The sequence below is a fragment of the Pelagicoccus sp. SDUM812002 genome (assembly GCF_031127835.1).
Lineage (GTDB): Bacteria > Verrucomicrobiota > Verrucomicrobiia > Opitutales > Opitutaceae > Pelagicoccus.
In genome coordinates this window covers 13,796-28,312 of the sequence record NZ_JARXHX010000025.1, presented here as the reverse complement: position 1 = coordinate 28,312, position 14,517 = coordinate 13,796, and the positions used below count along the sequence as shown (strand labels likewise).

Sequence of the window (14,517 nt, the reverse complement as noted above, 5' to 3'; positions counted from 1 at the left end):
TTTTGGCATATTGCATTAATGCCGGAAATTCGCATTGCAGTTCTATTTAACTCAGGTCAAGTAATTGTACTTATCCGATAAAGGGAGTCGATTGTAGCACTATGTTATTCAAATATTACCCTTCTGCTGATTTTAGGGATCCACGACACCGCGACCATGGCAGATCAATCCAAAGCTTTTAACGTTGCCCAATCACCATCCGCCGCCGAGCCGGAGCTACCCCACGTCGAGAGTGGCAGCTGCAACATGGTAATTGTGATCGCCACCTTTGGACGAGACAGCCTGCTAAGTCGTACTTTGGAATCTATTTCTACCGTCCGTATTCCAAGTATCTTGACTCGAGTTATCGTTGCAGAGAACGGACCCGAGCCTGTGGTGCGAGAGGTTGCGGAATCGTTCAAAGGCCGAATACCCATTGAGTATTTGTATGTTCCTTATTGCAGCAAGAGCGCCGCACTCAACGCCGCGCTGGAGCGGTTGACGGATGAATTTATCGTTTTTTTCGACGACGATGTGCGATTGAGCGAGGACACTCTGTTGGAATATTCGAAATTGGCTGGAAGGCAGCGGCACGGGGTCTTTTATGGGGGCCGTTGTGAAGTAGACTGCCCTGAGCCCCCGCCGGATTGGGTGAAGCGTTATCTGCCCGCCCCGGCAAAAGGCTGGTCGCTGGGAGATGAAGAGAGAGACTTAACGACCGGCGGCGCTCTCGGTTTCAATTGGGCTGCTTATGCCCAGGATATAAAAGGTGTCGGCAGTTTCGACCTGATGTGTGGACCGGGCACGCCCGCAAATGGAGATGAGACCAACGTCGAGAACAAGCTATTGGAGTCGGGAGTTCGAGGTGTCTATTCCCCTAATGCGGTGGTTTGGCATTTCGTGCCTCCCGAACGTTGTTCCGCTGACTTTGCCGTTGTACAGAAGAAGCGAAATGAAATGGGGCGTGGAATCGCGCTGGCTGAACGGAGCTTTTTCAGAAGGGCAGTCCAACAGGTCTGCACTCGAGTGGAACTGATGGCATATACTTTGGCTCGCGGAGTGGTCGCTTTCAACAAAGAGTCGCGGCGCTATTATCACTTCAACATTTGCGCGGAACGTCTTGCTGCGAAGCTGGAGGGGATGCGGCTGGGTGCCGAGCGGCTCTCTCGCTAGCTCAATGATGAGGGCGAATTTCGTTTAGCCCCAGTGTTTGGGTGCCTCTTCTTAGGTTAGCCTTCGATTTCAGGCGTATTGCTGGCAGTTCGGATGCGATTGTGAGTTTTTCTGTTATCAATTGGCGTGAAAGCTCTTCGCTTGGGATCAGGGAATCCTCTATTCGCTGCGAACCTTTGGAACCTTCTTCAATAAGGGTTGCTACGGGCTACGCAAACGGTATCGTGAAACCTAATTTTAAGCATAAGTTTTTATACTTATGCCGTGTCCAACGTCTTTTACTTTTCGAATAAATCCTGCCTTCTGATTTTGTCGAATTCTAGCCTGTATTCTTTGATAAGTTGCACGGGCATCTTTGTGGGCGCCGCTCTTGGTGTGTCAAATTTCGTTTAGTCAGTGAGTGATTCTTTTTTCAGATTCAAAATCGAACATAGCACAATCCTCAGCGCCAACAACACCTGAACCATGTCCTCTGCCAACGAATCTCAATTAAGCTATACTTCGCTCGGGGTCAACTCTGACACCGAACCTTATTTAAGCTGTAGCGCACTTGGGGTCAACTTTGTTGATGAACCCGTGGAGCGGTGTATTGATATTGTTTCTGAGGGAGGATTGCTGGTGGTTCCGTCTGGGCCAGGGTTGGCTCGTATCGATAAGGACGAGTTCTATCGGGAAGCTGTTCAGGGTGCGGCCTTTGCATTAGCCGACAGCGGTTACATGGTTCTCTTATTAAGACTTTTCAAAAGACGCAGTCTGCACCGAATTTCGGGCCTTCGTTTTATTGATGCGTTGTTGAATCACGAGGGATTCAAAAACGATGCGTCGACGATGTGGGTGATGCCCAATGAGCTTGAGGTCTTACCTACCAAGGCGGTGCTTTCGGAAAGAGGCGTCACGTTCAGCGACGACGGATTTGTAATCGCGCCCATGTATCCCCATGAAGGGCGCGTCGAGGATCCTCAGCTGCTAGCAGAAATAGAAGCGAAACGTCCTCGTTGGGTAATCTTGAATGTCGCAGGTGGGAAGCAGGAAAAGCTAGGCTATTACCTTACGACAAACCTGAGCTACAAGCCGACGATCGTGTGCACGGGCGCTGCGATAGCGTTTCTCTCTGGGGAGCAAGCCCACATTCCCGTATGGGCGGACCGCCTCTATCTGGGGTGGCTTTTTCGTATCATGCAAAGCCCCAGGTTATACACCCAGCGCTACTTAGAAGCGTCGACGCTCATCAGAAAAATTGCCTTTAATCGTAATTTGAATGTCTCGCGATCGTATCGTTCTTACCTCGTGAAAACGTAGGAGTAGAATGGGCAATCCATCGGATGTATTCTGCATACGACTACATAAGGTCACAGGTCTTGCTTTCGGACGTCACGCTTTCTCTTTTCCAGAAGCGAGGAAACCGAATTCCTTTTTCGCGTCTTGGATCTCTCTTCATCATAGAAAAGAGAGCATTTACGGGGGCAAGGCGCGCGGCTCTTTATGAGGCCTGATTACGGACTGGATCCTCAGCGGAAAATGAAGAGGGGATCCACTCCTCGATACGATAGACCTGCCTGCCTCGGCGTGGGCTCCCTTTACGTGTGGGGCGCCGCACTCGTATCGAAAGGTTTGTTACAGCTGAAAGCTGAGTTTCAAGAAAAGCTCTCGGCGCAACGATTTAACTAGATGTTGGAAGAGACTAAGCTACCTTCGCTGCGTGAATTTTAATCGGTCCATACTATCAGGGCTCTTTTGGGTTGGGATATCAGTCGTCCTTTCGCGGATGTTTCTGTTCGTGTCCCAACTGGCCATGGGGATCTTGCTCGAACCGAAGGAATTCGGCGCTTTCGCGGCAGTATTCGGCGTTTCATCCTTTGTGGCTGGCTTGCGCAACGGTGGCTTGCAGCCTTACTTTATAAAGCATGCCTTGGTGGGAAGCAGGGCGGAGCCGAGCTACATTAACTATTCGCGCGTATTCAATATTTGCGGAGGAATATTTATCGTGGTGGGAGCGATGACGCTCTACCGGGACGAACCTTTGAAATGGGTGATGGGCTGGATCATCGGCGTGGCCTTCGCCCTTAGTGTTCCCGGCTTGAGACTGCGGGCTCAGCTGGCCTCTGGCCTTAAGTTCCGAGCGCTGGGACTTGTGGAAATGCTGTTGTCAGCGGTCAAAAGCCTCTCTGCAGTGGGGTTCGCCCTCTTAGGGTTCGGCGCAGTCAGCATCGCTTTACCATTGTTGCTAGTTCCTTTGGTCGAAATCCTGATCGGGACCCGTCAGGTTCGAAAGGCTCCCGCTTTCAAGTTCGAGCGGGACTGGAAGCCAAAACTCTTCCGTATATTCACTCGGACTAGGTGGCTCATTGTCAGCTCCTTCGTAGTGAGCATCGTGCTCTTCGGAGATTACTTTTTCCTAGGCGTATTGGTGGATGCAGAAACGCTCGGGATTTACTTTTTCGGATGCCAGCTTGCCTCTGCGTTCGCGAACCTGTTTGCCCAAGCGTTCCAATCGGTCCTTATGCCTTCCTTGAGGCAAATCGAGGGCGAGGTTGCCTTGGAAGAGGAATTTCACAGGATCCTGACCTTCGCGTGCATGACGATAGGCTATGGCTGCATGGCTTTGTTGCTTGTCTCGCCGTATGCGATCGTGCTTTTCTGGGGAGACAAGTGGGTGGCTGCGATCCCTGTGGCGCAGGTGGCTTTGGCTTCTTTGATCGTCCGCTTGCAGGTGCCCATTTTCTACTCTCTACTTGAGTCCCAGGGACGCTGGAAAGGGAAGGCGAGACTACAAATTATCGATGCCATCACCTTGGTGATATTTGTGATCATCGGCGGGTATTTGGGAACCTTGCAGTCGATTATAGCATGTGTTTTTTCCCAACGAATCCTGGCCGGTATCTTCATCGTGTTCTTAACCATGAGGCAGATGGATTTCCGCTACGGAGTCGTTATTAAGGAATACTTTATGCTTATAGGCGTCGGCGTCTTATTTAGCGCGGCATTTGTTTTCCTGGGAGATTTTGGCCTAAGCGAGCAACGGTCTCTCCTGCTAGCAGCTTATCGAATAGCCCTGTTTTCGATTATATTCACCGCTGTTTATGGAGTGTTTAAAGGGCGCGATATTATTGTATTATTAAAACTGGTAAAAAGGAAGTTCATCAAGTGAGAGACGTCGTAGTTTGCAGTGATGAGGGTTACTTGGATTATTCAATAGTCGCCTTGTATTCTATCTTTAAGCATTCTCGAGATCCTAAGAATCTCAGGTTTTGGCATCTCGCCGTCGAATTCGACGATCGAGCGAAGGCGAAGCTGGCTGACTGCGAACAACGGTTGGGGTTCAAGGTAAACAGGGTGGATCTGAATTCCGACCGGATGAAGGACTTTCCTGTCGAAGGGCACATCACGCTTGCGACCTATTCGCGCATCTTCATCTCGGACTTGCTTCCTGAGAGCGTCGAAACCGTGTTGTACGTCGACTGCGATTTGATCGCGCTCGATTCGGTGGAGGACTTGTTTCAGGAGTTTAAGCGCGAGCACGTTTTGGCTGCTGTCAAGAATCCGACCTTCACTCGGGCAGCGGAACTGGGATTGGAACCGGGCTGTCCGTATTTCAACAGCGGGGTCATGCTAATGGACCTCCGCAAGATGCGTGATTTAGGCGTGCCTCAGGAGATCGCTCGGATTTGTACCTCGGGCATCCGTTTGCTCTATCTGGATCAGGATGCCTTGAACGTCTACTTGAAGGGCCATTGGCAGCCGCTGGATCATCGCTGGAATGTTCAGCACTCCATGTTTCCTAGATCTCGGTTCCTTTTCTGGAAAAGGGGCGAGTACAAGGTAACTCGGAGGCGTCCCTCCATTCTGCATTTTTCCTCCTCGGTGAAGCCCTGGTCTTATCACTGTACCCATCCTTACTTAGGGGTGTATAGGCAGTATTACCTCCGATCCCTGGGGAAGGAGCTTTCCCCACGACCGGGCAGTCTGAAACAGCGAATTAAAAAAGCCGTCAAGCTCGCCCTGCTGTTTAATTGAACGAGACGACCTTTCCTAAAGCCTTCCAGTTATGCCAGTTCCGACTCCTGCCTTGTCTTTCCCGTCCCGTTCAGAAGATGAGCGTGCAAGGGAGCGGCTGTTCGAAGAAGCGCCGATATTCAGCCCGACCGAGCGAGGTGAGCGGCCCGGACCGCTCATGGGACCTCTTTTCCATCGTGAGCCCGGATTGCGCTTCTCTAAAGTGGCACGACCTGTAAGCGATGTAGTTAGTCTCAGCGCCGGAGGGCAGAGGCAAAAACGAGAATTCCAATAAAGGTGTGAGAAAAAAGCAATGATCGATGAGCGACGAGGTATCCAATAATCAGGTAGAGTTGAAGCATTGGGAGGGAGTGTTCCTTCTCGGTTTTGTTACCATGACCTTATCGGTCGGTTTCGAGCTGCTGTTTGGCTACAGGGTGCGCATGGCCATGCTGGGGCTTGGATTCCTCGGGGTGATGGTGCCATTGCTGGTCAACCTTCCCCAGAGCCTGCGCTCCGTTACGGTATGGGTATGCCTGGCCGGCTTTGCCTTGATCGAGGGGCTCTCTTTTGTGCAAGGGCACAATGTCTTCGATGGGCGCATCCTCGTTTTTCGTGTCATGTGCTACCTTATTTTCCTTTCCGGGCTTTCTGTACAGCTCTTCGAGGGCAAGGTTTTCAGCCGGCCGATCTTACAGTGCGCCGGCTACCTCTGTTTCGCGGCGGTCGCTGTCTCCGTCGTGGGACTGCGAGGCTTCGATATTTCCCAGGGCGGGCGGTTCACCGGGAGCGAGAACATGCACTCCGTCGGCTTGTCCTACTCTTTCGGGCTCGGTGGGGTGGTGGCGGCTTACCTCGCGATCGCCAATCGCTCCCTTTTGGCACGTATTGCATCCATCATCGCTATGACTGGCTGCCTCTTCGTGCTTTTCGTGTCTGGGTCCCGAGGAGGACTCCTCTCATCCCTCGCGGGGATACTGCTCGTTTTCGCTTACGCGATATGGAACGGGCAAATTCGGAACAAGGATCTTGCAGGGGTCCTTGCAGCAGCCCTTGTGGGGGTTCTGATTTCGTCCTTCTATCTAGCCGGGAAATGGGCCTACGTGGAGGAGCGAGTGCTCTATGTATTCGAACGGTTCGAGGGAGCCATCGACAACCAGTTCGATAATTCGATATCGGAGCGGTATTTGCTCAATCGGGTATATTTTTCTGATATCGAGAATCTTTTTCCCTTTGGTTACTGGGGATATTCCAACGACTACCCGCATAATATATTTTTGGAGTTTGTCGTCCGCTGGGGGATCTTCGGCATCCTTCTCGGGCTGGCGCTCTACGCCCTCTTCGCGTTTTCCGTATTTCTTCCCCTGAAGAAACGCAACAAGACGAACTCTGTCATGTTGCTATTTTTGGCTCTCTTTGCGTTCTCGTTCATCAACGGACAGTTTAATCTGAGCTTGGAGTTTAACAGAGGGATGTGGTTCCCTGCTGGCTTCTTTTTGGCTGTGGCGCTGAGAAGCCCTTTTGAAAGAGATGATATATCATGATTCGTATTCTCCCAACATTTTTCTTTTGTCTATCTATTGCTTGCTTTTCGGCTATCGGAGCGGTGGAGGGCCTGCGTTACCGGCCCGAAGGCACGACCTTCTACATCGTTCATAGCGGAGGGAACCTCGATGCGGTGGTCCGTATCCACCACGCGGATGCGTCAGCTGCCGTTTACGACGGTGTGTCGAATCCGAAAGCAGCATGGGTAAGAGCTTACGCCTCAGACGAGTCGTTGGTCCAAGGATCATTTGTCGACCTGAGAAACGAGCAGCGCTCGCAAGTCGACGTTGCGTTGGATTTTGGCAGCAGGCCTAGCGGCGTGTATCAAGTGCGGGTGACTCAGTCGAAAGGAAGCAATACCTCCTGCGAGCTTTTAGTGGATAGCGGAGTCCGATATGGAGTTGCTGCGAGTCGCGACCTACTGACTCCTGACGGGGGTGGGCTAGGCGAGTCCTATTTCGTGGTTCCAGAGGGTACGGGGAATTTCGAGTTGTACAATCGGTCCGGCTCCAACGTTGCCTTGTATCGGAATTCTAATGGCAGTCAGGTGGCGACCATTTCCAAAGGCAGCACCTACAAGCAAACGCTATCGTCTGGGGTATACAGGATGGTTTGCAACGCCTCGGGTGGAGTTGGCTTTTCAGGTATTCCCGGGATCTTGTGTTCAGATGCGGCCACCGCCTCAGCCATCGGCGATTCCCGCTTTCGTGCATGGGATGGCAGGACCTTCCCTCATGCCGTTCAGGCGAGGATATGGAACAAGATGCAAGGCTGGCAGGCTTCGGACTTCGAGGTCAATACCGTCGATTTGTCGCTCCTGGAAGCTCATTGGGCTTCGCGATCTGGAAGCGCAAGCCTTCTGGGCAATGCGGGCCCGTTCACCCATGCCGACTACTACTTTCAATCGCAGGACCTAGAAAAGAGCAGCTCCCATTACGGGAGCGAGGAGTCTTATGCAGCCCTGGCCGTGCTCTATTCGGTCGACGCCCCGTTCAACCCTTACTTCAAGAACCAGGCTGTGTTGAAGCGGCTTCTCGTTAACCAATTTAGGCGCGTCCTAGAGTTCGGGGAGAATGGAACCCTGTCGGAGGGTTGGAATACGCATTCGGGTTCGGATATCCTGCAGCTTCTCGATTGCTATATCGCTTATTACCTTTGCGCGGAAAGCGGCATGGACTCAGAACTGCAGGAACTTTGGAAGTCCGGCTTGGCCTTGTTTGTCGACCGCTTCTGCTTGAACCGCGTTTCCACGGAAAACCAGACCAACCACATCCTGCTCTATCTGCATTGCTTAAACGCCAATAGCTCGGAAGGCCATTATGGTGATATAGCGGCTCTGTTTGCGGAAGGTATGTTCAGTGAAGACCTGAACCGTTTCTATAAAGTGGGATACCTACAAGAACGGTTCGGAGCGGACGCTTCCTACCAAGGGATGTCGCTAGCGATCTTGTCCCTTTGTTATGAAATTTCCGAGGATCCAGTGATTTTGCAGGGCATCAGGAAGATATCCCGCTTCTTCTCCCGCACCGTGGTCGACGATCCAGACCTCGGATACGTGGGAGCTACCAACTTTTCTCACCGTACCAACGACTCTTGGGCAGCCCGGCAATGGAAACCTGCGGGGAGTCTGTTAGCGAATGAAGTCCCGTCCTTGAGCCGAGATGCTGGAAGCGTGGCTTCCAATAAGTCGCTCGAGCAGCTGTTGGCCCAGAGCTATAGCTCATCCTGGTACTCGCAGAATGAGGCTTGGGCCCACGACTATATCTTGATGCCGTGGATGTCGTACTGGAATGAATACATATTCAGAGAGCCCGACCAGGGCCTGACTTATGTCGAACCTGTCTCAGCCACCCCATTCTCTTACGACGACGAGTTCGTGGGCATGAACAATGGCGCCTACAAGAGCCTTCTCTATTTAGGAAACACCTCGCCGAGATGGGCTAGCACATCGTACTCGAGCGACTGGAAGCAACCCGGTTGGTCGGAGGTCAATGGGACCTGGGTCGCTGGCAACGCTGCGGCCGAGAAAGGTGGCTGGCAGCCGACCCAAGGCGTCTCCCTTTTTGCGACAAAAGGCTATGGAGCCTTGGTTCTCGCTCGAAACTGGAACCTGATCACGAGCAATGCCACGAAATGGTTGCAGTCAGGAGGCGGGCTTGAATGGACTGAATACTGGTCGGGCGAAAGCGTCTATTCGCCGGGCGAGCAGCGAGCGCGCTTGTTGACTGATCTCGGAGGCGTTGAGGTATTGAAGAGCATGGTCTTGAGCGACAGCGCCTTGTCCGTGTCCATCGAGTTGGGGCGGAGTCCCGCTGAGATGGGGGGAGACGTGGTCGAGAGCCTGCCGATCCTGCTCAAATCTGGACTTAGCGTCGACTACGAGAACGCGTCATCGCTGGGTGGCGGCATGGTCGCGTGCGACGGGATTGTCTTCACTTCGCAAGGCGGAGAAACGATTCGCATTGGCCTCGACCAGAGGACGCGGGTTCGCTTTGTGGACCAGGCCGAAAACAAAGGAATTACTATTCGAGCCTTGGAGCTCTATTTCGACTCTTCCACGCTTGGGTACTCGCTGGAAGCCGAAGAGGGCGAAGTCGTTATCGCTCAGCCGAGCGCGCCGAAAAGCGTGGTCCTTTCCGAAGCAACTCCTAGCGCGGTCACTCTTTCCTGGGCTCCCTCGCAAGATGGTGCCGTGCAGTATCGTGTTTGGCGTGACGGGTGGTTGCTTGGCACTGTGAACGACGAAACGTTTACGGATGAGAACCTGTCATCAGATACTGAATACCGATACGAGATCGCTGCTGTTGACGCGGAAGGAGTAGAATCCGTTCGCAGCGATTTGCTCGCCAAGACCACCTCTTGGAATGGCCTCGTCACTGTGCTTCGCCTCAATGTCGGAGGGGATGACTTTGTGGATTCGGAAGGGAATCTTTGGCAGAGCGATGCCGGATTGGCCGGCGGAAATATCCATAGCGCAGGTGTGGATGTTCTGGATACAGAAGATGACTTCTTGTTCCGGAGCGAACGCTGGGAGCCGTCCAGCGGAAATGAGATCGAGTACGATCTGCCGCTCGACAATGGCGACTTTGTGGTTCGCCTCTACTTCACCGAGGTGAATGGCTCCGTCGCTCGCGTAGGAGGCAGAGTTTTCGGTGTGGCTGTCGAGGATGAGACGGTCGCCTCCGAAATCGACATATTTGCCAGCGTTGGACTTTCGATGGTCCATCAGGTTGAGGTGTCGGGAACGTTGGCCGACGGGAGTTTATCGATTGCGCTGCTGAGGGAAATAGACAATCCCAAGCTAAACGCTATCGAAGTGCTTCAGTCCGAGGCCAAGCCAGGAAAAAGTCCAGGCAGGCCTTTGGGCCTAACCGTAAAGCGACGTTAATAGCCTGATATGGTTTACTGCAAACCCACGTTTACAGAGTTCAGATTTCCGTCGTCAAAATTGATTCCGAAGCTTTCTCCGAAGGCGACATTCCTGCCGATCGGTAGAGGCTCTGGGTTATCCTGCCGGAAGCGTTCAGAGGCTTGCCTTGGCGAAGGTTTGGATTTTATGGGGCACTAATTGAATGGCTAGCCAGCGTAATTGTAGTTGTATCGTACAGACGTGCGTTCCGAAATATCGAGTTCCTGTCTTTGCCGAAGTATCGAAACTGGAGAAGGGCGGTTTTCGGGTTTTTGCGGGAAGCGAGTATTTTACGGAAGCTCTCAAGACAGAGTGTAATTCCGAAAAATGGTATCGGGAGGTTTCCAATGTTTTTCTCTTGGGACGGCGTTTCCTGCTGCAGCGATTATTTCGTTCGGAGCTCTTCACAGCGAAAGTCGTTATTTTCGAGTTGAATCCCAGGATTCTGAGCACTTGGGTCGCCGTTTTCATGGCCAGGGTGTCGGGCGTAAGAATCCTCTTCTGGGGACATGTCGAGGGTCGAGGGGAGCGAGGAGCCGTCTTGGTAGCGATCAGGCGCTACCTGCTCAGCTTGGCTCGCGGGATGGTGTGCTACACCGCGCGTGACGCGACTACGTTGAGGCGAGAAGGCTACCGCGAACCTGTCTGGGTTCCGATGAACTCGTGCGTCAGCAGGCATCAGGCTCGCTTGGGCAGAAGTGAGCGAACGAATGCCCTCTACGTTGGACGGCTCATCGAGGACAAAAAGGTTGACCTGCTGATTCGGAGTATCGTGCCCCTTTTGAAGAAGGGCTCGTTAACGCGTCTCGAGATCGCGGGCGGAGGGCCTGAGCTAGAGCGCTTGAAGTCGCTCGCCGTTAGCTGCGAGGTGACGGATCAGGTCATTTTCCATGGCCCCGTCTTCGACAGCTCGCTTCTGGCCCAAATGCACGACCGGGCGGTCTTTACGGCCTCGCCTGGATACATCGGGTTGAGCGCCATTCAGTCGCTCGCCTATGGAGTGCCGGTGGTGATTGCTCGGGAAGAACCGCATGCCCCAGAGATCGAAGTCTGCGAGGAAGATGAGAACTGCGTCTTTTTTAAGTCCGACGATCAAGTGGACTTCTCGCGGGCGGTTGAAAGCCTCTTGCAACGCCCCGAGCACTGGGACGCGAGACGCTCCGGGATGGTTGAGAAGGTAAAGGCCAACTACAGCTATGAGGCGATGGCTGAGGAGTTCTCAAGGGTGTTCAGTGGCAAGCCCTCGATTCATGCCGAAGTAGAGCTCTTGAGGGTGGGAGACGTCGTTCTTTAAACGCAAATGGCCTCTCGTAAGATTATACTATTGGGTGACAAGCCGAGCGTGCAGCATGGCGAAAACTTCGCCCGTGAAGCGCTGAAGCAATGTCTCGAAGGCCTCGGGAAGGACGTCGCTATCGACTGGAAATTTCGTATGACCAATCTCTTCGCCGACTCCGATGATATTTGGTTGTTTGCGGGCGAGTCGGTGAAGGCGAACCTCATGGAGTCAGTCCTGATATTCTGGAACGCGATTCTACTGAGAAAGCGGGTGCGCCTGTATTTCCATAATCGATCGATCCGATTCTACGGCAAGTACCTTGGGTGGATAAGAACGTTAGGCCGTGTCGACTTCGTTTTGATTTCGCCCTTTCAAAAGCGCTTTGTTCCTTGGGGGCACCTGTTGAGCAACTATATCAGGGTCGCGCCAGAAGCGTCGCCCGCACCTCCAGTCAAGCGATTGGTCTGGATGAGTCGGATTGAAAAAGGCAAGGGCTTCCTAGTTGCCTTGGATATATATCGCCAGCTTTGCGCCTCAGATCCGGAGTGGAGCTTTTGCGTCATCGGACCGAAGGGCGATGTAGACACTTCCCAGCTTGAAGGGCTCGACTACCGAGGTCCTTTATATGAGGACGCCAAGTTCGAAGCCCTCTCAGGAGGCGGCATCTTTATATTCCCGAGCCAGTACCGTAATGAAACGCAGCCACTGGTCGTTGCCGAAGCCATGTCGAAAGGGCTTCCCGTCGTCATCAGCGACGTCAATGAAATCGACCACATGATCAATTGCAGCGAGCCTCCGGGGAAGGCCATACCAGAGGGCGCGGTCGAGGCGGGAGTATCAGCTGTGCGAGAGATACACGCTCGCTACGAGTCCTATTCCAGAGCCGCCCTTGCTCGCTTCGAGAGCGAGTATTCCGAGTCCGCTTTTATCAGCCGCCTGAGGAAAATGGGCTACTAGTTGTTTTCATCCTCGTCTACCGGTTCTTCAAGACCCCCGCCTTCGTTATAGCGAGTGTCCTTCATCGGTTAGATTTTTAGCGCCTTTTAGTGGCCAACAATTCGGATGGTCGGATCAGGTTGGGCTGGCTTTTAGCCACAAGAAGGCGCGAAAAGGATCCTGCATTGTGGGGCTCGCTATAACTTCGCCTTCTTTGCACTCGTTATAGCGAAGGTCCTTCATCGGTTAGATTTTTCGTGCCTTTTGGTGGCCATCAATTTGGACGGCCGGATCAGGTTGGGCTGGGGGAGCGCGTCTGATGACGCTGTGTTGTTTGGCTTTTGAGGTTCGGCTGTGTACCACCCATTTCAACTCAGCGAACCAGAGTCGCTGTCTTGGCGTATCGCTGGACTGCTGCTTTGTCGAAGGTGGCCAATTTTAATTGGGCTGCCTTGGCGAAGGCGGCTAGGTAGTCGTCGGTCCAGAGCTTGTTCGCATTGTCCCGCTGACTGCTGAAAGCTTCGAAGTAAGCGCTCAGTCCTTCCGGTTCTTCCTTGAAGTGAATTCTGTGATCCGAAAGCAAGGCGTGGTAGGTGTTCCAGGCCTCGTGGCGTTTGAGAGCATCTTCTCCCAATAGTGATGGATGGCTTATCAGTCTTAAGAAGGCCATCTGGGTGATGCGGCAAAAGTAGAGGTCAGAGCGTTGACGGTTTATCCAGTCCGCTGCTTGTGAGTGGTGTTGATGAGCGCTCCAACTTGCAGCAAGCCAGATGTTTACGTCGGGAAGGTACATTGGGGGCGGTTCTTATTTTAGTTCGTCGAGCGTGAGATGTTCTTCGATCACTTCGTTGGTGATGGCTCGCTTTTCGCTTCTCCGAGAAACGATCAAGGGAAAGGCGACTCTTGTTTCCGTGGGCAGTGGCGTGCCTTCCAGTTCGGACGTCTCCTTCTGTAAGGCCCGGGTGAATAGGGTTTTCAGGGTGAGTCCCTTACGAGCGGCAAGGGACTTCGCCCTGCGCACGAGTTCGTCTGGCAAGTCAATGGTAGTTCGCATAAAAGCATAAATATGCGAATATGGGAAAGAGTCGAGGCAAGAGTCGCTGATCGGGTCGTGTTATTTTTGACCGTTCACCGAGGGACGAAGTGTCGACATCGGCTTCGCCGGCAGGTCATGATTAGGTTATGTGGTTTGATCCTGCCTTCGTTATAGCGAAGGTCCTCCATCGGCCTGATTTTTTTGCGCCTTTTGGTGGCCATTGATCTCGGTCGGCTGGATTCGGTTGGGCTGTTTTTTAGCCACAAGAAGGCGCAATAAATCCTGCATTGGGGAGCTCCGTTATAACTTCGCTTAAGATAACCCCGCCTTCGTTATAGCGAAGGTCCTCCGTCGGTTAGTTCTTAGCGCCTTTTTGTGGCCATTAACTCCGGACGGCCGGATCCGGTTGTGCTGTTTTCTAGCCACAAGAAGGCACGAAAAATCACTACCGAGGAGCGGGGCGACGACACTTGAGGAGTCTCGCGACGAAACAAAAGATCCTGCACTGCGGGGCTCCGTTATAACTTCGCTTAAGAAATCCCCGCCTTCGTTATAGCGAAGGTCCTCCATCGGTTAGATTTTTTTGCGCCTTTTAGTGGCCAACAATTCGGACGGCCGGATCCGGTTGTGCTGTTTTCTAGCCACAAGAAGGCACGAATAGGATCCTGCATTGGGAGCTCCGTTATAACTTCGCTTAAGAAATCCCCGCCTTCGTTATAGCGAAGGTCCTTCATTGGTTAGATTTTTTGCGCCTTTTGGTGGCCATTATCTCCGGACGGTCGGATCAGGTTGTGCTGTTTTTTAGCCACGAAGAGGCACTACCGAGGAGCAGGGCGACGACACTTGAGGAGTCTCGCGACGAAACAATAGGATCCTACATTGTGGGGCTCGCTATAACTTCGCCTTGGAAATCCCTGCCTTCGTTATGGCGAGTGTCCTTCATCGGCCTGATTTGGACTGCTCGGCTGCGTCGCTCGGTGAAAAATAATTCACAGCGGTCAAAATTGATCGCAGCGGCGTGGCTTGATCGATTTTAAGCTAAGCTCTCTGACCTATGAATAAAGTTAATGGGTCATTACTATCAGAGATGCTTTGGTTGATCCTTAGATGGTACCCCTAGGCGCGAGAGTGGCGGCTCAAATTGGGGGAATCCCCGAACTCTGCGCC

At 52.8% G+C, this 14,517-nt stretch carries 10 protein-coding genes; 8 read left to right on the top strand and 2 right to left on the bottom strand.

Translation table 11 applies throughout. The features are described from left to right. The first annotated feature begins 156 nt into the window (after positions 1-156). The 8 genes from QEH53_RS21610 (at position 157) to QEH53_RS21575 (ending at position 12,335) form a co-directional block, all read left to right on the top strand. Positions 157-1,152, top strand: a complete 996-nt coding sequence (locus QEH53_RS21610; protein ID WP_309025310.1) for a glycosyltransferase — start codon at positions 157-159, stop codon at positions 1,150-1,152. Between the two features lie 465 nt (positions 1,153-1,617). After that, entirely contained in the window at positions 1,618-2,451 is an 834-nt protein-coding gene (locus QEH53_RS21605; RefSeq protein ID WP_309025309.1) for a WecB/TagA/CpsF family glycosyltransferase, read from the top strand. A gap of 400 nt (positions 2,452-2,851) precedes the next feature. Then, positions 2,852-4,300 (top strand): oligosaccharide flippase family protein, encoded by a 1,449-nt coding sequence (locus QEH53_RS21600; RefSeq protein WP_309025308.1) that lies wholly within the window; start codon positions 2,852-2,854, stop codon positions 4,298-4,300. Continuing rightward, positions 4,297-5,166 carry a glycosyltransferase family 8 protein gene (locus tag QEH53_RS21595; protein WP_309025307.1) on the top strand — a complete coding sequence of 290 codons (870 nt, stop codon included), beginning with the start codon at positions 4,297-4,299 and terminating at the stop codon, positions 5,164-5,166. The genes QEH53_RS21600 and QEH53_RS21595 overlap by 4 nt, the downstream gene beginning before the upstream one ends. A gap of 299 nt (positions 5,167-5,465) precedes the next feature. Then, positions 5,466-6,689, top strand: coding sequence for a hypothetical protein (locus QEH53_RS21590; RefSeq protein WP_309025306.1), 1,224 nt, complete (start codon positions 5,466-5,468; stop codon positions 6,687-6,689). Then, a complete protein-coding gene (locus tag QEH53_RS21585) occupies positions 6,686-10,078 on the top strand; it encodes a malectin domain-containing carbohydrate-binding protein (RefSeq protein WP_309025305.1) in 3,393 nt (1,130 codons plus the stop codon). The genes QEH53_RS21590 and QEH53_RS21585 overlap by 4 nt, the downstream gene beginning before the upstream one ends. 184 nt (positions 10,079-10,262) lie before the next feature. Further along, positions 10,263-11,393, top strand: a complete 1,131-nt coding sequence (locus QEH53_RS21580; protein WP_309025304.1) for a glycosyltransferase — start codon at positions 10,263-10,265, stop codon at positions 11,391-11,393. A 6-nt stretch (positions 11,394-11,399) separates the two neighbouring features. Then, positions 11,400-12,335, top strand: coding sequence for a glycosyltransferase (locus QEH53_RS21575; protein WP_309025303.1), 936 nt, complete (start codon positions 11,400-11,402; stop codon positions 12,333-12,335). A 352-nt stretch (positions 12,336-12,687) separates the two neighbouring features. On the opposite strand, the gene QEH53_RS21570 is transcribed toward QEH53_RS21575, so the two are convergent. After that, complete coding sequence (locus QEH53_RS21570; RefSeq protein ID WP_309025302.1) at positions 12,688-13,107, bottom strand: TA system VapC family ribonuclease toxin; 420 nt, start codon at positions 13,105-13,107, stop codon at positions 12,688-12,690. A 12-nt stretch (positions 13,108-13,119) separates the two neighbouring features. After that, positions 13,120-13,368 carry a hypothetical protein gene (locus QEH53_RS21565; protein WP_309025301.1) on the bottom strand — a complete coding sequence of 83 codons (249 nt, stop codon included), beginning with the start codon at positions 13,366-13,368 and terminating at the stop codon, positions 13,120-13,122. Between the last annotated feature and the right edge of the window lie 1,149 nt (positions 13,369-14,517).